Annotated in this window: 16 protein-coding genes; all 16 read left to right on the top strand. The window is 74.7% G+C overall.

Translation table 11 applies throughout. From position 1 onward, the window contains the following. Positions 1–312 precede the first annotated feature (312 nt). The 16 genes from dapF to rsgA all read left to right on the top strand — a co-directional run bounded on the left by dapF (position 313) and on the right by rsgA (position 19,536). On the top strand, positions 313–1,176 hold the full coding sequence (gene dapF / locus ACZ5T9_RS09350; protein ID WP_464834430.1) for a diaminopimelate epimerase: 864 nt from the start codon (positions 313–315) through the stop codon (positions 1,174–1,176). Between the two features lie 27 nt (positions 1,177–1,203). Beyond that, on the top strand, positions 1,204–2,373 hold the full coding sequence (locus tag ACZ5T9_RS09345; protein WP_464832782.1) for an LL-diaminopimelate aminotransferase: 1,170 nt from the start codon (positions 1,204–1,206) through the stop codon (positions 2,371–2,373). A 47-nt stretch (positions 2,374–2,420) separates the two neighbouring features. Beyond that, a complete protein-coding gene (locus ACZ5T9_RS09340) occupies positions 2,421–3,341 on the top strand; it encodes a ribonuclease FAU-1 family protein (RefSeq protein WP_464832780.1) in 921 nt (306 codons plus the stop codon). Between the two features lie 30 nt (positions 3,342–3,371). After that, positions 3,372–4,247, top strand: a complete 876-nt coding sequence (locus ACZ5T9_RS09335; RefSeq protein WP_006905038.1) for a YicC/YloC family endoribonuclease — start codon at positions 3,372–3,374, stop codon at positions 4,245–4,247. 82 nt (positions 4,248–4,329) lie between these two features. Then, entirely contained in the window at positions 4,330–4,584 is a 255-nt protein-coding gene (remA, locus tag ACZ5T9_RS09330; protein ID WP_006905037.1) for an extracellular matrix/biofilm regulator RemA, read from the top strand. Between the two features lie 8 nt (positions 4,585–4,592). Further along, positions 4,593–5,282 carry a guanylate kinase gene (gmk, locus tag ACZ5T9_RS09325; RefSeq protein ID WP_006905036.1) on the top strand — a complete coding sequence of 230 codons (690 nt, stop codon included), beginning with the start codon at positions 4,593–4,595 and terminating at the stop codon, positions 5,280–5,282. A gap of 47 nt (positions 5,283–5,329) precedes the next feature. Beyond that, the gene (gene rpoZ / locus ACZ5T9_RS09320) at positions 5,330–5,560 is read left to right on the top strand and encodes a DNA-directed RNA polymerase subunit omega (protein ID WP_006905035.1); all 231 of its coding nucleotides are present in this window, start codon (positions 5,330–5,332) and stop codon (positions 5,558–5,560) included. A gap of 1 nt (position 5,561) precedes the next feature. Next, positions 5,562–6,953: a bifunctional phosphopantothenoylcysteine decarboxylase/phosphopantothenate--cysteine ligase CoaBC gene (coaBC, locus tag ACZ5T9_RS09315; protein ID WP_006905034.1), complete on the top strand. Its 1,392-nt coding sequence runs from the start codon at positions 5,562–5,564 to the stop codon at positions 6,951–6,953. Beyond that, complete coding sequence (gene priA / locus ACZ5T9_RS09310) at positions 6,950–9,496, top strand: replication restart helicase PriA (protein ID WP_464832778.1); 2,547 nt, start codon at positions 6,950–6,952, stop codon at positions 9,494–9,496. The genes coaBC and priA overlap by 4 nt, the downstream gene beginning before the upstream one ends. A 258-nt stretch (positions 9,497–9,754) precedes the next feature. Continuing rightward, positions 9,755–11,377 (top strand): methionyl-tRNA formyltransferase, encoded by a 1,623-nt coding sequence (gene fmt / locus ACZ5T9_RS09305; protein WP_464832776.1) that lies wholly within the window; start codon positions 9,755–9,757, stop codon positions 11,375–11,377. Between the two features lie 131 nt (positions 11,378–11,508). Continuing rightward, positions 11,509–12,192, top strand: coding sequence for a zinc metallopeptidase (locus ACZ5T9_RS09300; RefSeq protein ID WP_464832775.1), 684 nt, complete (start codon positions 11,509–11,511; stop codon positions 12,190–12,192). Between the two features lie 57 nt (positions 12,193–12,249). Next, positions 12,250–13,662 (top strand): 16S rRNA (cytosine(967)-C(5))-methyltransferase RsmB, encoded by a 1,413-nt coding sequence (gene rsmB / locus ACZ5T9_RS09295; RefSeq protein ID WP_464832774.1) that lies wholly within the window; start codon positions 12,250–12,252, stop codon positions 13,660–13,662. 20 nt (positions 13,663–13,682) lie between these two features. Next, on the top strand, positions 13,683–14,744 hold the full coding sequence (gene rlmN, locus ACZ5T9_RS09290) for a dual-specificity RNA methyltransferase RlmN (protein ID WP_464832773.1): 1,062 nt from the start codon (positions 13,683–13,685) through the stop codon (positions 14,742–14,744). Between the two features lie 377 nt (positions 14,745–15,121). Further along, complete coding sequence (locus ACZ5T9_RS09285; protein WP_464832772.1) at positions 15,122–15,856, top strand: Stp1/IreP family PP2C-type Ser/Thr phosphatase; 735 nt, start codon at positions 15,122–15,124, stop codon at positions 15,854–15,856. Then, positions 15,853–18,585, top strand: coding sequence for a protein kinase domain-containing protein (locus tag ACZ5T9_RS09280; protein ID WP_464832770.1), 2,733 nt, complete (start codon positions 15,853–15,855; stop codon positions 18,583–18,585). The genes ACZ5T9_RS09285 and ACZ5T9_RS09280 overlap by 4 nt, the downstream gene beginning before the upstream one ends. Positions 18,586–18,621: 36 nt before the next feature. After that, entirely contained in the window at positions 18,622–19,536 is a 915-nt protein-coding gene (gene rsgA, locus ACZ5T9_RS09275; protein ID WP_464832768.1) for a ribosome small subunit-dependent GTPase A, read from the top strand. The last annotated feature ends 17 nt before the right edge of the window (positions 19,537–19,553 follow it).

Below are 19,553 nucleotides of genomic sequence, written 5' to 3'. Positions count from 1 at the left end.
CCGCTTGGCCGGGGGCGGCCCCTTGCGTTCCCGCTCGGTGAAGCCAGAGTATGTTAACATGAGGTGGGTGCGACCGCGCCGCGGCCCGGCCCCGTCGCGGCCGGGCCGCGGGCCCCAGGCAGCCGGCCCGTCCCCTGGATCCCGGGGCACGGGCTCCCCGCCTGCCGGCGACTTCCCCCGGCCCGCACGCGCCGGGCAAGAACCCGGGGCGGAGCCCGGCTGGAGCGGCGGGCCGGCTCCGGCGGCGGCGCTGGCGGCCGCCTTTTTATTTGCTTCGCGGGGGAGGTGGCCGTGGTGACGGAACGCCGGCCGATCCGGCTGACCAAGATGCACGGCCTGGGCAACAACTACCTGTTCCTGGACGGGCTGGCCGAGCCCGTTCCTCCCGACGACGACCTGCCGGCTCTGGCCCGGGCGGTCAGCGACCGCAACTTCGGCATCGGCAGCGACGGGCTCATCCTGGTGCTGCCGCCCCGGGATCCCGGGGCCCGGTTCCGGATGCGCATCTTCAACGCCGACGGTTCGGAAGGCGAGATGTGCGGCAACGGCATCCGGTGCCTGGCCCGGCTGGTCTACGACCGGGGCTACACGCGGGAGACGGAGTTCGTGGTCGAGACGGGGGCGGGGCCCATCCGGCCCCGGCTGCACCTGGACGGAAACCGGGTCACGGGCGTCACCGTGGACATGGGCGTGCCCCGGCTGGAGCGGGGGACGATCCCCATGGCGGGACCGGCCGGGGAGCAGGCCGTAGAGGTGCCCCTGGAGGTGGAAGCCGGCGGGGAGCGGAGCGTGTTCACCGTCACCGCCCTCTCCATGGGCAATCCCCATTGCGTGGTCTTCGTCGACGACCTGGAGGCCGTGGACCTGGAGCGCCTGGGGCCTGCCTTCGAGCACCATCCCGCCTTCCCCCAGCGGGTCAACACCCACTTCACCCGGGTCCTGAACCCCGAGCGGGTACGGGTCCGGGTGTGGGAGCGGGGTTCCGGGCCCACCCTGGCCTGTGGGACGGGCGCCTGCGCCGTCGCGGTGGCCGGCGCCCTGACCGGCCGTACCGGCCGCCGGGTCACGGTGGAACTGCCCGGCGGGTCCCTGGAGGTCGAATGGGCCGGGGACGGCCACGTCTACATGACGGGACCCGCCGCCTACATCGGGGACGTGGTCTACGATCCCCACTGAAGCACGGGCCACAGGAGGTGCAGCCCCATGGTGCAGCCGGCACGGCGGCTGGAGCGCATCCCACCCTACCTGTTCGCCGAGCTGGACCGCCTGCAGGCGGAAGCGGCGGCTCGCGGTGTGGACGTGATCAGCCTGGGCATCGGGGATCCCGACCAGCCCACGCCGCCCCACATCGTGGAAGCCTTGCAGAAGGCCGCGGCCGATCCTGCCAACCACCCCTACCCGAGCTACGCGGGCTCCCGGCGCTTTCGCCAGGCGGTGGCCCGCTGGTTCGAAGGCCGCTTCGGGGTTCGCCTGGACCCCGAGGGCGAGGTGCTGGCCCTGATCGGATCCAAGGAAGGGCTGGCCCACGTGATCTGGGCTTACGTGGACCCGGGCGACGTGGTGCTGGTGCCCGATCCGGGGTACCCCGTGTACAAGGCCCACACCCTGCTGGCGGGCGGCGAGCCTTACGTCCTGCCCTTGCGGGAAGAACGGGGCTGGCTGCCCGACCTGGAACAGGTTCCTCCGGACGTGGCGCGGCGGGCCAAGCTGCTCTTCCTCAACTACCCCAACAATCCCACCGGCGCGGTGGCCACCCTGGAGTTCTACCGCCAGGTGGTGGAGTTCGCCCGCACCTACGACCTGCTGGTGATCCAGGATGCGGCCTACACGGAGGTCGGCGAGCCGGGTTACCGGGCCCCCAGCATCCTGCAGGCCGAAGGGGCGCGGGACGTGGCCCTGGAGTTCCACAGCCTGTCGAAGCCCTTCAACATGACGGGCTGGCGCATCGGCTTTGCCGTGGGCCAGGCCGGCCTGCTGCGGCCCCTGGCCACGCTGAAGACCAATACCGACTCCGGCCAGTTCACCGCCATCCAGGAGGCGGCCGTGGTCGCCCTGGAACAGACCCCGCCCACCTGGTTCCAGCGCCTGGCGCAGCTGTACGAGGCCCGCAAGGAGCTGGTGCTCAGGACCCTGCACGAGGTGGGCATCGCCGCCACGCGCCCCCGGGCCACCTTCTATATCTGGGCGAGGGTGCCCGAGCGGTTCCCCAGCGACGGCGACTTCGCCGCCTTTCTGTTGCGGGAGGCGGGCGTGGTGGTCTCTCCGGGTTCGGCCTACGGCGACCACGGGGCGGGGTACTTCCGCATCTCCCTCACGGTGCCGGACGACCGCCTGGCCGAGGCCATGGACCGCCTGCGGCGGGTACTGGCCTGACGCGCTGGCGCCCGCCGGCGCGGCGGGCGTGATGGGCGGGGTGGGGGATGAACGGGCCTGCAGGGCCCGGCACGAGGGGCGGCGGCGCACCGGCGCCGGGCCCTCTCGTAGGGCAGGGCGGCCGGGTACCGGGACGAACCCGGCGGGTGCGGGTCGAGGCCTGGCTGGCTACAGGCCGGCTGAAGGCCACCTGGGACGGGGTGCTGGCCGCGGGGCCGGGATGGTGGGCCGTCGCGGCCCTGTGGTCCCGGGGACCGGTGGCCGCCGGGCCCCTGACCTTCGCGCCGGGCGACCGGCTCTTGGAGATTTACTGGGCCGACCGCTGGTACAACGTGTTCCGGGTTCTGGCGCCGCCCGCCCCGCCGGCGGTTGCCCGGGAGGGGCACCCGCCGGCGGGGCGGGCCGGGGAGGGGGAGGCCGGTGCCGCGGGAGAAGAGGCGGGCGGCGCCGGCCGCCTGCCGGGGCAGCCCGGTGGACCGCACCCCCGGGCCGGGTCCCGGGCCGGGCACCCGGCGGGGTATTGCCTGAAGGGGTATTACGTCAACCTGTCGACCCCGGCCCGGATCCTGGATGACGACGGCCTGGCCCGCGGCCGGGAAGGGGAGGAAGGGGAGGCGGGCGCGGCGCGGGTCTCCCGGCCCGTTCGCCTGGCCTACGTGGACGGCGTGCTGGATGCGGTGGTCCTGCCCGACGGCAGCTGGCAGTGGCTGGATCAGGCGGAGTTCCGGCGGATGGTGCAGGGGGCGGGCCGGGGGTCCGGGAGCCGGGGGCCTGCCGGCCCGGGTCGGATGGGGGAGGGGGAAGGGGCCGGTGCCCCCCTGCCGCTGCCCGGGCCGGCCGCGTGGCGGCAGGCGGCGCGCCACCTGGCAGCGGGCCTGGCGGCGGGGGCGGGCCCCTTCGTGGAGAACCTGGTCCCCTGGGATGACCTCGAAAGGATGCTGTTCCCGGCCCCGGCCGGCGAGGGCTAGCCGGCACACCGCGTAGCGGGGAGGATGGGCGTGGTCCGCAGCATGACGGGATTCGGGCACGCCGGTGCCCAGTCGGCCGAACACCGGCTGGCGGTGGAGGTCCGCACGGTCAACCACCGGTTTCTCGACGTGGCGGTGCGGCTGCCGCGGGAATACGGCGCCCTTGAAGATCGGATCCGGCGTGCGGTAACGCAGCACATCGAACGGGGGCGTGTGGACGTCACCGTTCGTATAGATCGGCTTACATCGCCCGTCAGGGGCGTTCACGTTGACACCCATCTGGCCCACGCGTATTATGAGGCGTTGAAAGAATTGCGCCGGGTTCTGCGCCTGCCGGGCAGCATCGACGTGGACATGCTGCTCGATCTCCCCGACGTGCTGCGGGTGGAACAGGCCGAGGAGGACCTGGACGCCCTGTGGGCGGCGCTGGCGCCGCTCCTGGATGCGGCTCTCCGCCAGGTGGTGGCCATGCGGGAGGCGGAAGGGGCCGCCTTGGCCCAGGACCTGGCCCAGCGGGCCGCCCGTGTCGAAGCCCAGGTGGAGGCCGTCGCCGGCCGGGCGCCGGAGGTGGTCCAGGCCTACCGGCGGCGGCTGGAGGGCCGGCTGGCGGAATGGGGGGACCTGGCGGTCGACCCCCAGCGGGTGGCGGCGGAAGTGGCCCTGATGGCGGAGCGCAGCGACATCAGCGAGGAATGCGTGCGCCTGCGCAGCCACTGCCGCCAGTTCCGGGAACTGCTGGCCCAGGGCGGGCCGGTGGGGCGGCGGCTGGACTTCTTGCTGCAGGAGATGCACCGCGAGATCAACACCATCGGCGCCAAGGCGGCCGACCTGGACATCGCCGGCCGGGTGGTGGAGGTCAAGGCCGAGCTGGAAAAGATGCGGGAGCAGGTGCAGAACGTGGAGTAGGCATGGCGGCCCCCCGGCTCCGTGGCGGGTGGGGAAGCCGGCCCGCCGGGGCGGGCAGGGCTGCCGGGAAGGGGCGGGTTCCGTGGACATCAAGCTGGTGAACATCGGGTTCGGCAACATCGTCTCTGCCCACCGGATCGTGGCCATCGTCAGTCCCGAGTCGGCCCCCATCAAGCGGATGATCAGCGAGGCCCGGGACGACGGGCGCCTGATCGATGCCACATACGGCCGCAGGACGCGGGCGGTCATCATCGCCGACAGCAACCACATCATCCTGTCGGCCGTCCAGCCCGAAACGGTGGCCCACCGCCTGCTCAGCACGCGGGAGGGCGAGTGAGGGATCCCATGGAAGCTGGACAACCCGATGCCGCCCGCACCGCTGCCGAGCGCCGGCCGGTTCCGGCGGATTCCCGGTCATGGCCGGGCCTGATGATCGTGCTCTCCGCTCCCTCGGGAGCCGGCAAGGGGACCATCCGGGAGCGCCTCCAGAAGCGGCTGCCGGGTCTGGTGTACGCCGTCTCCGTCACCACCCGTCCCCGGCGCCCCCACGAGGTGGACGGCGTGGACTACCACTTCGTCTCTCCCGAGGAGTTCCAGCGCCGGGTGGAGGCGGGGGAACTGGTGGAGTGGGCCCGCGTGTACGGGAACTATTACGGAACCCCCCGGGAGCCCATGGAGACGTGGTTGCGGGAAGGCCGCGACGTGATCTGCGAGAAGGACGTACAGGGTGCCCTCAAGCTGATGGACATCTACCCCGATGCCGTGTATATCTTTGCCATGCCGCCTTCCCTGGAAGAGCTCGAGCGGCGGCTGGAGCGGCGCGGCACCGAATCGGAGGAGGCGCGCCGCCAGCGGCTGGCCAGCGCCGACTTCGAGATGGCCTGTGTCGACCGCTATGATTACGTGGTGGTGAACGACGACCCGGACCGGGCGGCCGACGACATCGTCGCCATCATCCGGGCGGAAAAGCTCCGGGCCCGCCGCCGCCGCCACCTGGTCGAACGGGTGCGCGCCGGCGGGCGCATCGGCGGCTGACGGCCGGCCGGTCCCGCCACGGGGAGAGGCACGAGGGGGCGATGGGCATGGAGAAGCAGAGGAAGGCCGAAGCGCCGCGGGTCACCCTGGACGTGCTGCTGGACAAGGTGGACAGCAAGTACACCCTGGTGGTCCTGGCGGCCCGCCGCGCCCGCCAGCTGGTGGACGGCGCCGAGCCGGTGATCGAGCCGCGGGCGGCCAAGCCCGTCACCGTGGCGCTGGAAGAACTGGCGGCCGGCAAGCTGTCCTACGTGCCCGGCAAGGCGGGCATCAAGTGAGATGACGCCGGGTGCCGTGGAGCCGGGCACGGCTCGTCCCCTTGAGGGGCGCACCGTGATCCTGGGGGTGTCCGGCGGCATCGCCGCCTACAAGGCGGCCGAACTGGCCCGCCGCCTGGGGGAGCGGGGGGCCCGGGTGGTCACCATCCTGACCGCCGGGGCCGCCCGCTTCGTCACGCCCCTGACCTTCGCCGCCCTGACCCACCAGCCCGTCTACACGGCCGGCGATCTGTGGGCGCCCCGGGCCGGCGTCGAGCACATCCGCCTGGCCGATTCCGCCGACCTGGTGGTGCTGGCACCGGCCACGGCCCACCTGCTGGCCCAGCTGGCAGCAGGCCTGGCGGGCGACCTCCTGACCACCGTGGTGCTGGCCGCCGGCACCCGGGTGCCCGTGCTGGTGGCTCCCGCCATGAACACCCACATGTGGCGCCACCCCGCGACCCAGGCCAACGTCCAGCGACTGCGGGCCTGGGGCTACCACGTCATGGAGCCCGAGGCCGGACCCCTGGCGGAAGGGTATTCCGGCGTGGGCCGCCTTCCCGAGCCGGAAACCATCGCCGCCCGGGCCGCGGCGCTGCTGGCGGGGCGGCGGAGCCTGGAAGGCGTGACCGTGCTGGTCACCGCCGGCCCCACCCGGGAACCCCTTGATCCCATCCGGTTCCTCAGCAACCGCTCCTCGGGGAAGATGGGCTACGCCCTGGCCGAAGCGGCCCGGGACCGGGGGGCGCGGGTGGTCCTGGTGAGCGGTCCCGTCCACCTGCCCGACCCGCCCGGCGTGGAGGTCGTCCGCGTGGAGACGGCGGCGGAGATGCTGGAGGCCGTCCTGCAACGGGCCGCCACCGCCCAGGTGGTCATCAAGGCGGCGGCGGTGGCCGATTTCCGGCCGGCCCGGCCGGCGGCCCACAAGATCAAGAAGGACACCGCGGCGCCCCTGGTGGAACTGGCACCCACCGTGGACATCCTGCGCGAACTGGGCCGGCGCAAGCGGCCGGGACAGGTGCTGGTGGGTTTCGCCGCGGAAACCCACGACCTGCTGGACAACGCCCAGCGCAAGATCCGGGAGAAGAACCTGGACTTCATCGTCCTCAACGACGTCACCCAGCCCGGTGCCGGCTTCGAAGTCGACACCAACATCGTCACCCTGGTCTATCCCGATGGGCGCCGCGAATCTCTGCCGGCCATGTCCAAGCGGGCGGTGGCCGAGGCCATCCTCGACCGCCTGCCCCTGGAGCGCGAACCCGAGACCGGGCAGAACCGGCGCCCCGCCGGCATGCTGCCCGGGGCCGGGGGAACGGGGCACGGCCCGGAGCCGGCGCCCGGGCCCCGGGACGCCGGGCCCGCTTCCCGTGGTAACGGGGGAGGTCCCATGCCCGGCGGGGGAGAGGTCCGGTGACGAGGAAGCGCCCCGCAGGTCCTGGCGGCGGCGAAGCCCCCGGTACGGCGGTGGACGGTCCGGAGGCGGGCGGGGCGCCGGTCCGGGACGGAGGCGAGGCTGCGGCCCCTGCCCAGCCTCCGTGCCGGGACCCGGTGGCGGAGGTCGTGGTCGACATCGCCGCCCAGGACGTGGACCGGGTCTTTCACTTCCTGGTTCCCCCGGAGCTGGCCGGCCGGCTGCAGGTGGGACACCGGGTGACCGTTCCCTTCGGCCCCCGCCGGGTGGAGGGGACCGTGGTGGGGTTTGCCCCCGTCCCCGAGGTGCCGCCCGAGCGGCTGCGTCCCATCCTGGCCGTGCGCGACCCCATTCCCGTCCTGACCCCGCCGCTGATCGAACTGGCCCGCTGGATGGAGGAGCGCTACCTCTGCCTGTTCGTCCAGGCCTTGAGGGCCATGCTGCCGCCGGGTGCCCGCGGCGACCGGGTGAGCCCGGCGCCTCGCCGCTGGGTTCGCCTGGCCGTCGACCCGGCCGAGGCCCGGGCCCGCGCCCGGGACCTGGCCGGCCGGGCGCCCCGCCAGGCGGCCGTTCTCGAGCAGCTGGCCCGGTCCGGCGCCGGCGGGCTGCCCCAGGCCTTCTTGCTGCAGCAGGCCGCCGCAGGCCCCGAGGTCATCAAGGCCCTGGAACGGAAGGGCTGGGTGGTGGTGGAGGAGCGGGTACCGGTCCTGGACGAACCGGCCGCGGCGGCGGAGCCGGCCGGCCCGCCGCCTCCCCTGACGCCCGAGCAGGCGGCGGTGTGGCGGAAGCTGGAGCCGGCCCTCCGGGCCGCCGGAAGCGGGGACGACCCCCGTGCCGGCGGGACGGCGCCCGCCAGGCCGCAGGAGGGGGACCAGGGCTCCCCGGCCTCCACCCGGGCGGGGGAGCCGGCGGGCGCCCCGCCGCCCCGGTGTGGGGCCGGGGTCCCGGCCCCGGCCGGCGGCGGAGCCGCTCCGCAGGCCTTCTTGGTCCACGGCGTGACGGGAAGCGGCAAGACGGAGATCTACCTGCGGGCCATCGCCGCGGTCCTGGCCCGGGGGCAGGGTGCCATCTGCCTGGTGCCCGAGATCGCCCTGACGCCCCAGACGGTGGCCCGCTTCCGCGCCCGGTTCGGCAACCGGGTGGCCGTGCTGCACAGCGCCATGACGCCGGCCCAGCGGCTGGCCACCTGGCGGGCCATTCGCACGGGGACGAAGCCGGTGGTGGTGGGGGCCCGCTCGGCGATCTTCGCGCCGGTGCCGCGCCTGGGTCTGATCGTGGTGGACGAGGAGCACGAGACCAGCTACAAGCAGGAGGAGACGCCCCGCTACCACGCCCGGGAGGTGGCCCTGGCCCGGGCCCGGCTGGAAGGGGCGGTGGTGATTCTGGGCAGCGCCACCCCCTCGGTGGAGACCTACCACCGGGCGCTGGCGGGTGAGCTCGGCCTGCTGGAGCTCAGCCGGCGGGTAGGGGAGCGCCCGCTGCCTGCCGTCGAGCTGGTGGACATGCGGGAGGAGTTCGAGGCGGGCCACCGCTCCATCTTCAGCCGGCGGCTCCTGGAGCTCATGCGGCAGCGGCTGGAGGCGGGCCAGCAGGTGCTGCTGTTCCTCAACCGCCGCGGGTACCACACCGTGCTCCTCTGCCGGGAGTGCGGGTTCGTCCTGCGCTGTCCCCACTGCGACGTGTCCCTGACCTTTCACCAGCTGGCCTCGGGGCGCCTGGTCTGCCGCTGCCATTACTGCGAGCACCGGCAGGTCCCGCCCGCCACCTGCCCGCGCTGCGGCGGGGTCGCCCTGCACCCCTTCGGCCTGGGCACCCAGAAGGTCGAGGAGGCCGCGCGCCAGCTGTTCCCCGGCGCCCGCATCCAGCGGATGGACGCCGACGTGACCGCCCGCCGGGGGGCCCATGAGGCCATCTACCGCCAGTTCGCCGCCGGGCGCATTGACATCCTGATCGGGACCCAGATGATCGCCAAGGGCTGGGACGTGCCCGGGGTGACCCTGGTGGGGGTGGTTTCCGCCGACACCGCCCTGCACATGCCCGACTTCCGCCGCCAGGAGCGGACCTTCCAGCTCCTGGAGCAGGTGGCCGGGCGGGCCGGCCGCGGGTCCGACCCCGGGCAGGTGGTGATCCAGACCTACAGCCCCGACCACCCCTGCCTGCAGGCCGTGGCGGATCACGACTACCGCGCCCTCTTCGACCTCGAGTCGGCGGCGCGCCGCGAGCTGGGCTTTCCGCCCTTCGGCCACCTGATCCGGGCGGTGGTGGCGGGAGCCGAGCGCCCGCCGGTGGAACGGGCGGCCGCCCGGCTGGCGGCAGCCTGGCGCGCGGCCCTGGCGGAAGCCGGGGTGGAGGGCGGCTCCGTCACCCCCGCCGCGCCGGCGCCCATCGAGCGCCTGCGGGGCCGCTGGCGATGGCACGTGCTGGCGCGCGCCGCCGACGGGCCTGCCTTGCGGGAGGCCACCCGGGCGGCCCTGGCCTCCTTGCGCCCCCACTGGCCCCGGGACGTGCTGGTGCAGGTGGATGTCGACCCCTACAGCATGCTGTAGGCCGGCTCTGCACCGCCCGGATACACGGCCGCGGCGCGCCGGCACGCTCGCTGCCCGCCGGGCCTCCATTCCGGGCCGGCGGGCGGCGGTCATGTCGCTGCCACGGGGTGGTGGTGCCATGCCCATGCCGCGGCCGCGCCGGGCCCGGCGGCGGGCGATCCGCCGGGCCGGGTGGATCGCCCCGCCAGGCCGCCGGCCCCTGCTGCCCCCTTGCCCGCGCCCAGGTAAAATGAGATCAGAACGACGGGAGGGATGCCCATGGCCGGGAGCCCGCGGCGGCGGGGCCGGCAGGACCGGGCGCGCCGGGCCCGGCCGCAGGCGGAGCCGCTGCCCATCGTCAAGGGGGCGGACGAACCGGTCCTGCGCACGCCGGCCCAGCCCGTGGCCCGGGTGACCCGGGAAATCCGCCAGCTGCTGGACCGGATGGCGGCCACCATGTACGCCGCCGATGGGATCGGCCTGGCGGCTCCCCAGGTGGGCGTGTCGAAACGCGTCATCGTCGTCGACGTGGGCGACGGGCTGATCGAACTGATCAATCCGGAGATCGTCCGGCGGGGTGAGGAGGTGGAGGCTGCGTACGAGGGCTGCCTCTCCCTGCCCCGCCTGCTGGCCGAGGTGGAGCGGCCCACCTCGGTGCAGGTCACCGGCCTAGACCGCCGCGGCCGGCGCATCTGGATCGAGGGCGAGGGCGTGCTGGCCCGCTGCCTGCAGCACGAGATCGACCATCTGGACGGGGTGCTGATCACCGACCGGGCGCGCAAGGTGGTCGAGCTGCCGCCGGAGAGCGACCTGCGGGTGGTCTTCATGGGCACCCCGGCCTTTGCTGTGCCCAGCCTGGAGGAACTGCTGCAGCGCCAGGTGCGGGTCGTGGGCGTGGTGACCCAGCCCGACCGGCCCCAGGGGCGCGGCCTGGCGCCGGTGGCCCCGCCCGTCAAGGCGCTGGCCCAGGAGTACGGCATCCCCGTGCTCCAGCCCGAGAGGCTGGACGAGCAGGTGGTGGAGCAGCTTCAGGCCTGGCGGCCCGACCTGCTGGTGGTGGTCGCCTACGGCAAGATCCTGCCCCCGGCGGTGCTGGCGGTACCACGCCTGGGGGCGATCAACCTTCACGCCTCCCTGCTTCCGCGCCACCGCGGGGCGGCGCCGATCCAGCACGCCATCCTGGCCGGGGACACCGTCACGGGTGTCACCACCATGTGGATGGACGAGGGGCTGGACACGGGTGACATCATCTTGCAGCGAGAGGTCCCGCTGGATGACCAGATCACCGCCGGCCAGCTCCATGACCGGCTGGCGCGGCTGGGGGCCCAGCTGCTGGGCGAAACCCTGCGCCTGGTGGCCGAGGGCAAGGCGCCGAGACAGCCCCAGGACGGGGCCCGGGCCACCATGGCGCCCAAGCTTCGCCCTGAGGACGAGTGGGTGAACTGGGCGGACGATGCGACCCGGGTGGCCCGCCGCATCCGGGCGCTGGACCCGCGGCCCGGCGCCCGGACCACCTGGCGCGGGCAGGTGCTCAAGCTCTTCGGTGCGGGCACCGTCCCGCCCCAGGCCGCCGGCCCGGACCTCCCCCACCAGGAGGAACCGGCCCCCGGCGGAGGGGGCGGGGAGGGCAGCCTGCCCCCCGGCGAGGAGGGCGGCGCGCCGGTGCCCCCGGGCACCGTGGTGGCCATCACCCCCCAGGCCGTGGCCGTCCGCTGCGGCTCGGGCCTGGTGTGGATTCGCCGGCTGCAGCCCGCGGGCCGGCGACCCATGACGCCGCTGGAGATGGTCAACGGCTACCGCCTGGAGGTAGGCGAGCGACTGGGCGACCCCCCGGCCGGCACCTCCGCTGCGCCGGCCGGGGATGGCGCAGGCGCACCGCAAGGCCAGCGGGCACAAGCCTGAACGAGCGGCCCCGCCGCGGACCGCGGGCCCGGCGGGCCCCGCGGGCTCCGGCTGCCGGCAGGTGCGCAGGCGGGGCACGGCCCGCAAAGGCGGAGCAACCACCATTCGGAGGGGAAAGGAGGGCGACGGCGGTGTTCTACTTCGATCCGCTGTACTTTCTCTTTGTCGGCCCGGCCCTGCTGCTGGCCCTCTGGGCCCAGAGCAAGGTGAGTTCGGCCTACGAGACCTACTCCCGGGTGCGGGCCTCCAACGGCCTGACCGGCGCCGATCTGGCGCGGCAGCTGCTGCGGCAGGCGGGCCTGGATGACGTGCGGGTCGAGCCCATCGGCGGCCGGCTGACGGACCACTACGACCCCCGCAGCAAGGTGGTCCGCCTGTCCGAGGGCGTCTATTACGGCTCGACGGTGGCGGCCCAGGGGGTGGCGGCCCACGAGGTGGGTCACGCCCTTCAGCATGCCACGGGCTACGTGTGGCTGGGGCTGCGCAACGCCATCATCCCCGTCACCCAGTTCGGGTCCCAGCTGGCGTTCCCGCTGTTCTTCCTGGGCCTGATCATGAACCTCGCCTCCCTGCAGAATCTGGGCATCCTGCTCTTTAGCCTGGCCGTGCTGTTCCAGGTCATCACGCTGCCCGTGGAGTTCAACGCGTCCAGCCGCGCCCTGGCCACTCTGGCGGGCGGCGGCTACCTCCGAGGGGAGGAGGTGCAGGGCGCCCGGAACGTCCTGCAGGCGGCAGCGCTGACGTACGTGGCCGCCATGGTGATGGCGGTGATGCAGCTGCTCTACCTGCTGGCCTTGCGCGGGCGCCGCGACTGAACCATGGCGAAAACCGGCGAGGGTGACCGGGGGGCGCCGCGCCGGCGCCCCCTTGCCGTGCCGGTGCGGCGGGCGGGAGGCCGCAGCGGCGGGCGGCGGGCCGGCGGCATCCGCCCGGCGGGAGGCCGGGAGGCGGCCTTCCTGGCCCTGCTGGCTGCGGAAATCGGACCCGTGTACGTCGACCAGGCCCTGGCCCGGCTGCTGGAAGGCAGCGGCCTGCCCGCCCGGGAACGGGCCCTGGCCACGGAGCTGGCTTACGGGGTGGCCCGGCGCCAGGGGAGCCTGGACTGGGCCCTGGCCCGGTGGGCCCGGCGGCCACCCGAGCGGCTGGACCCGCCGGTGCGGGTGGCGCTGCGGCTGGGCGCCTACCAGCTGTGGCACCTGGACCGGATCCCCGACCACGCCGCCGTGGCGGAGTCGGTGGAACTGGTCCGGCGCCACGGCCCCGGCTACGCCGCCGGGTTCGTCAACGCCGTCCTGCGCCGGGCGGCGCGCCACGGCTTCCCCCACGAGGTCGTGCCCGCCGCCGCGGAGGATCTGGAGGCGCACCTGGCGCTGACCCTGGCTCATCCCCGCTGGCTGGTGCGGCGGTGGCTGGAGCGCCTCGGCCCCGAGGAGACACGCCGGCTCCTGGAGGCCAACAACCGCATTCCGCCCCTTTCCGCCCGGGTCAACATGCTTCGGGCCGATCCCCGGTCCCTGGCGGCCGCCCTGGCCGCCCAGGGGGTGGCGGTGGAGCCGGGCCGGTTCCTCCCGGAAGCCCTGCGCCTGGGCCATGGGGTGAGCCCGGCGGAGCTGGAGGCCTTCCAGCAGGGGGCCTTGACCTGGCAGGACGAGAGCTCCATGCTGGCGGTGCACGTGCTGGACCCCCAGCCCGGCCAGCTGGTGCTGGACGTGGCCGCCGCCCCCGGCGGCAAGTCGACCCACATGGCCGAGCGCATGGGCGACCGGGGGCGGGTGGTCGCCTGCGATGTCGACCCGGGCCGGCTGGAGAAGGTGCGGGCGGCGGCGCGGCGGCTGGGCCTGCAGTCGGTCGAGCCCCTGGCCCTGGACGGCCGGCTGCTGCCCCAACGCTTCGCCGGTCAGGCCGACCGGGTGCTGGCCGACGTCCCCTGCAGCGGCCTGGGGGTCATCGCCCGGCGGCCCGACCTGCGCTGGCGCAAGACGCCGGACGACCTCAAGGCGCTGGCCGCCCTACAGGGCGAGCTCCTGCGCGCCGCGGCGGCCTGCCTCAAGCCGGGCGGCGTGCTGGTCTACAGCACCTGCACCACCGAGCCGGAGGAGAACCAGCAGGTGGTGGAGGGGTTCCTCCGCGAAGCGGGGGACCGCTTCGCGGCCGTCGACCTGCGGCCCCGCCTGCCGGCCCCTCTCCGGGACGAGCCGGGCACCGGGCGGGGCTGGCTGCAGCTCTGGCCCCATCGCCATGGAGTCGACGGTTTCTTCATCGCCTGCCTCCAGCGGCGGCGGTGAGGGCGAGGGAGGTGAGGGCCGTGTCCACCCGGGACTGGGTCGGGCTCTTGCCGGAGGAACTGGCTCGCGAGCTGGAAGCCTGGGGCCAACCGGCCTACCGCGGGCGCCAGATCTTTGCCTGGTTCCACCGGCGGGGGGTGACCCGCTTTTCCGCCATGACGGACCTGCCCCGCGAGCTGCGGGAGCGGCTGGCGGAGCAAGGCGATCCGGCCGTGCCCGCCGTGCGGAGGCTGCAGGTCGACCCGGAGGACGGCACCCGCAAGTACCTGCTGGAGCTGGCCGACGGCCAGCTGATCGAGACGGTGCTGATGCGCCACCGCTACGGCCTGAGCCTGTGCGTGTCCAGCCAGGTAGGCTGTGCCATGGGCTGCCGCTTCTGTGCCTCCACCCTGGGCGGGCTGGTGCGCAACCTGACCGCGGCGGAGATGGCGGGCCAGCTGCTGGTGGTCAACCGGGACCTGGCCGAGCGGGGCGAGCGGGTCAGCCACCTGGTGGTCATGGGCATCGGCGAGCCCCTGCAGAACCTGGATGCCACCCTGCAGTTCCTGCGGGTGGCCCACCATCCCCTGGGTGCGGGAATCAGCTACCGGCACATGACGGTGTCCACCTCGGGGCTGGTGCCGCGCATCCGCCAGCTGGCCCGGGAGGGCCTGCCCATCACCCTGGCCGTCTCCTTGCACGCGCCCAACGACGCCCTGCGCAGCTGGCTCATGCCCGTCAACCGGCGCTGGCCCATCGCCGAGCTGATGGCGGCCTGCCGGGAGTACGTGGAGGAGACGGGCCGCCGCATCACCTTCGAATACGTTCTGATCGAGGACGTCAACGACCGCCCGGAGCACGCCCGGGAGCTGGCCCAGCTGGTGGCGCCCCTGCACGCCCACGTCAACCTGATCCCGTGGAACCCGGTCAGCGAGCGGCCCTTCAAGGCCCCGTCCCCCGAACGGGTGCAGGCCTTCGCCGCCGAGCTGCGCCGGCAGGGCGTCAACGTCACCGTCCGGCGGGAGCTGGGCCAGCGGATCGAGGCGGCCTGCGGGCAGCTGCGCCGCCGTGCCCTGGAGGAGGCCGGAGCCGCCCGCCCCTAGGGGTGGGGGACGGGAGGCCGTCCCCGGGGAGCGGGGAGGGCACCTGCCGCCTGCACCGCCGCACCGGGACCGGTGGCGGGGATCCGGGGGCCGGAGCGGCGGTCCCGGGTTCCCGCCGGCCGGGGCGCTGCTGGATTCGCCGGCTGGGCCGGCCCCGGGCGGGGGTGCCCCCGGGCCCGGCCTCCGGTCCCGCAAAGGTGCCAGGGAAACCGGCTGGAGCCGGCGAAGTGTATCTTGTTCAGGAGCCCAGCGCCGTTCACCGGCAGGCCGCCCGCCCCGCCCGGAGCCCGCCACCCGTTTCCGGGGAACGGCCGGGTGGGCGCGGGGGCGGCGGCCACGGGCCCGGGTCCCAGCGCCCGGGCGGGGGGAGAGGAACCATGCCGGTCTTGCGCCTTGCCGCCCGCACCCATCCAGGCTGGGTGCGGGAGAACAACGAGGATGCCTACCTGGCTGAAGCGTTGCCCGGCGACGGGGGCTGGCTTCTGGCCGTCGCCGACGGCATGGGGGGCCACCGGGCGGGCGAGGTGGCCAGCTGGCTTGCCCTGCGCACCCTCCGGGAGTGCGTGGTGGCGGGGCTGCCCCTGGCCCAGGCGGTGGTGGCCGCCAACCAGGAGGTGTTCCGGCGGCAGGCCGGCGACCCCGACCTGAGCGGCATGGGAACGACCCTGACGGTGGCCGTCATCGGCCGGGGCGGGGCGGTGGAACTCTGCCACGTGGGGGATTCGCGGGCCTACCTCCTGCGCCAGGGCCACCTGGAGCGCCTCACCCAGGACCACTCCCTGGTGGAAGAGTTCGTGCGCAACGGGGCCCTGACGGAACAGGAGGCCCGCCGGCATCCCCAGCGCAACCTCTTGACCCGCGCCATCGGCACCGACGTCTCGGTGCCCGTGGACGAGACCACCGTCCAGCTGGAGCCGGCGGACGTGCTGCTGCTTTGCAGCGACGGGCTGAGCGAGGCCTTGCCCTACAGCCGCCTGGCGGCTCTGCTGGCCGCCGCCGGACCCGGCGACGTGGCCCTCCAGGTCGAGGCACTGGTCGAGGCCGCCCTGGCCGCAGGCGGGTCGGACAACATCACCGCCGTGCTGGCCTGGTGGGACGGTGACGCCCCGTGATCGGCACCGTGCTGGCGGGACGCTACCGGGTCACCGGCCTTTTGGGCGGCGGCGGCATGGCGGTGGTTTACAAGGCCACCGACCAGGTGACCGGCGACACGGTGGCCGTCAAGGCGCTGCGTTCGGAATACGTGGCCGACGGCGCCTTCCTGCGCCGCTTGCGGCGGGAAGCGGAAGCGGTGCGGCGGCTGTCCCACCCCGGCGTGGTGGCCGTGCTGGACGTGGGAGAGGACGCCGGGCAGCCCTTTCTGGTCCTGGAGTACGTCGAGGGGGTCACCCTCAAGCAGTACATCCGGGAGAGAGCACCGCTACCGCTCAAGGAAGCGGTCCACATCGCCTGCCGGGTGCTGTCGGTGCTCCAGCACGCCCACGAGAACGGCGTGATCCACCGGGACGTCAAGCCGCAGAACATCCTGATCACCCCCGACGCCCGGGTCATGGTGACGGACTTCGGCATCGCCCGGGCCAGCGGCACCACCACCACCGTGGTCGACCAGGGCGCCATGGTGGGCACGGCCCAGTACTTCGCCCCCGAGCAGGCCCGGGGCATGCCGGCCAGCGAGCGGTCCGATGTCTATGCGGTGGGGATCATCCTGTTCGAGATGCTGACGGGCCGGCTGCCCTTCGACGGGGGCACGCCGGTGGCCGTCGCCATGCAGCACCTGGGCCAGGAGCCGCCCCTGCCGTCGGCCCTCAATCCCCGGGTGCCGCGGGTCCTGGAAGCCATCGTGCTCAAGGCCCTGGAGAAGAACCCCGACCGGCGCTACCCTTCGGCGGGGGCCATGCTGGACGACCTGGAGAACTTCCTGGCCGGGCGGCCCGTGGCGGCCCTGGCCCGGCCGCCGCTGGAGGACACCCTGGTGGCGGGCCCGTGGAACGGGATGGGCGGCGGCGGGCGCGGCGCGGGCCGGGGGCGGGGCCGCACCCGTTCCGGGGACCGGGTGACCGTCCCCGGAGGAGGAACCGGCGCCCCAGGCGGTACGCCCGCTGCGGCTTCCCCGGGCGGCGCCCCGCCCCTGCCCGCCGGTCCGGTGGAGGGCGACGGCACCGCGGCGGGCGGGACGGCGCGGCCGGATGAAGGGGCCGGAGGGCGGGCGGGCGCGCAGGAGCGGGCCGCGGCCGCCGTTTCCGGTCCCGCCGCCGGCGCCGGAGCCGGTGCCGGGTGGGGGAGCGCTCCGCCCGCCGGGGAACGGGGGGTGGCCGGAGGGCATGGCCGCGGGGGCGGCGAGACCGGAGCCGGTTCCCCCCGGGGCGGAGGGAATGATGCCGGTCCCGGCGGCGACGGGCTGACGGCGGCCGGCGGGCCCCGGCGGGGGCGCCTGCCGGCACCGGCGGGGCCGGCAGAGGCGGCTCCCCGGCCCGCCGCGACCCGTCAGGAGGGGGCCCGGCAGGCCCGGGAGGCACGCTCCCGCCCGGAGGCCGGTGAACTGGAGCCGCTGGTGCTGGCCGGCGCGGTGGCCGTGCCCGCCCCGGCCGATCCGGGCCCGGGGGGCCCGGATCGGCCGGCGGCCGGGCCGCCCTCCCCCGGCCGCCGGCGCGGCCGGGGGAGGGCTCGCCCCGGGGCGTCCGGGGCGCCGGGGGGCGGCGCCCCGGACGCCCCGGCAAGCCCCGCGGGCGGCAACCAGGGCTGGCGGGCGGGAGAGGCCGGGGCGAGGCCCGCGGGGGCGGGCTCCCCGGCCGCCGCAAAAGCCGGCGCCCGGCGGCGCCGGCTTTTGCGGGTGGCGCTGGCCGTGGTCCTCCTGCTGGTCCTGGCCGTGGGGGCGGGCGCGGCCACCCGGTGGTGGCTGCAGCCGCCGGTGGTGACGGTGCCCGCGGTAGAGGGCCTGCCGCTGATCGAGGCCCAGAGCCGGCTCGAGCAGGCGGGCCTGCAGTGGGAGATCCTCGAGGAGCGGCACGACAACAGCGAGGTCAACACGGTGATCGAGCAGCGGCCCGCGGGCGGCGAGCAGGTGCGCATGGGACAGACGGTGCAGCTGGTGGTCTCCAAGGGACCCCGGTGGCTTTCCGTGCCTGACGTGCGCGGGCTGGAGGAGCGGGACGCCCGCCTGCGCCTGGAGAACCAGGGGCTGGTGGTGGAGCTGCGCTACCGGCACGCCGGCGAGGCCGAGGGTACGGTGATCGACCAGGATCCGGGGCCGGGCAGCCCCATCCAGGCCGGCATGACCGTCTACCTCACCGTTTCCCAGGGCCCGGAGAGCCGGCCCGTGACGGTGCCGTCCCTCTTCGGCCTGAGCGTGGCCGATGCCCGGGCCGAACTGGAGGCGGCGGGACTGGTGGCCGGGCAGGTGACCGAACAGTACAGCCCCTATCCCGCGGGAACGGTGATCGGCCAGGATCCGGCGGCTGCGGCGGCGGTGGAGAAGGGAACGGCGGTGAACCTGGTGGTGAGCCGGGGGCCGGAGCCGGCCGTCACGGGGGACCACCAGGCCACGCTGGTGGTCGACCTGCAGGGGGACGGCCAGCACGTGCTGCGGGTCGAGGTGCAGGACCAGGCAGGACGGCGGGTGGTCTACGAGCAGACCCACCAGGGCGGCGAGCGGGTGGAGGTTCCCGTCATCTGGCAGGGCGACCGGGCGCGGGCCTTCATCTACGTCGACGGCCGGCTGGCCGGCGAGCAGGAGCTCAAGGCGCCGGGCGGCCGCGGCAAGGACAAGGGCGGGTCCGGCGAAGGCGGCGCCGGCAGCGGCAGCCCGGGCGGCGGGGAAAGCCAGGACGGGAACGGCGATTGACCTTGCTCCAGCGGCCGGAGGTGAGAACCTACGCCCATGGTGTCGCTACGCACGGGAACCGTGGTCAAGGCGCAGACGAACCTCTACGAGGTCCGCCTGGACGGCGAAGAGCAGGTGATCCTGTGCGCCCTGCGGGGCCGCCTGCGGCGGCAGGCGGGCGATGTCCTGACCGGCGACCGGGTGGAGGTCGCCCTTCAGGACGGCGGGGCTGCCATCGAGCGGGTCTTGCCCCGGCGCAACCGCCTGGTGCGGCCGCCCATCGCCAACGTGGACCGGGTGCTGCTGGTCCAATCCCTGCAGGAGCCCGATCCCGTGCCCATCCTGATGGACCGGGTGATCGTCCAGGCCGAGGCCATGGATTTGCCCGTGGTGATCGCCTTCACCAAGCTGGACCGGGTGGTCCGTGCTCCGGAGGACCCCCTGCCGGGCTGGGCGGCCCGGCTGGTGGAAGGCTATCGCCTGGCGGGCTACCCGGTTCACCTGCTGGCGGCGCCGCGGGGCTGGGGCGTGGAAGGCCTGGCCGCGGCGCTGCGGGAAGGCGTCACCGTGGTGGCGGGCCCCAGCGGGGCAGGGAAGTCGACCCTGCTCAACGCCCTGCAGCCGGGCCTCAACCTGGCCACGGGCGAGGTGAGCCGCAAGCTGGGCCGCGGGCGCCACACCACCCGGTTCGTCGAGCTCCTGCCCCTGGCGGGAGGGGGATGGGTGGCCGACACCCCCGGCTTCAGTAAGCTGGAACTGCCCGAGCTGGAGCCGGAGGAGCTGGGCGACCTCTGGCCGGAGATCCGGCGGGCGGCGCCCGGGTGCCGGTTTCGAGGCTGCCTGCACCGGAGCGAGCCGGGCTGCGCCGTCCGGGCGGCCCGGGATCAGGGCCAGATCGCCTCCTGGCGGTACCAGAACTACCTGGTGCTCCTGTCGGAAGTGGAGGAGCGCCTGGCCGAACGCTACCGTTGATGGGCCGCGAGCGTTGA

The organism is Thermaerobacter nagasakiensis (genome assembly GCF_055396825.1).
This window is presented reverse-complemented; position numbering and strand designations above follow the sequence as displayed.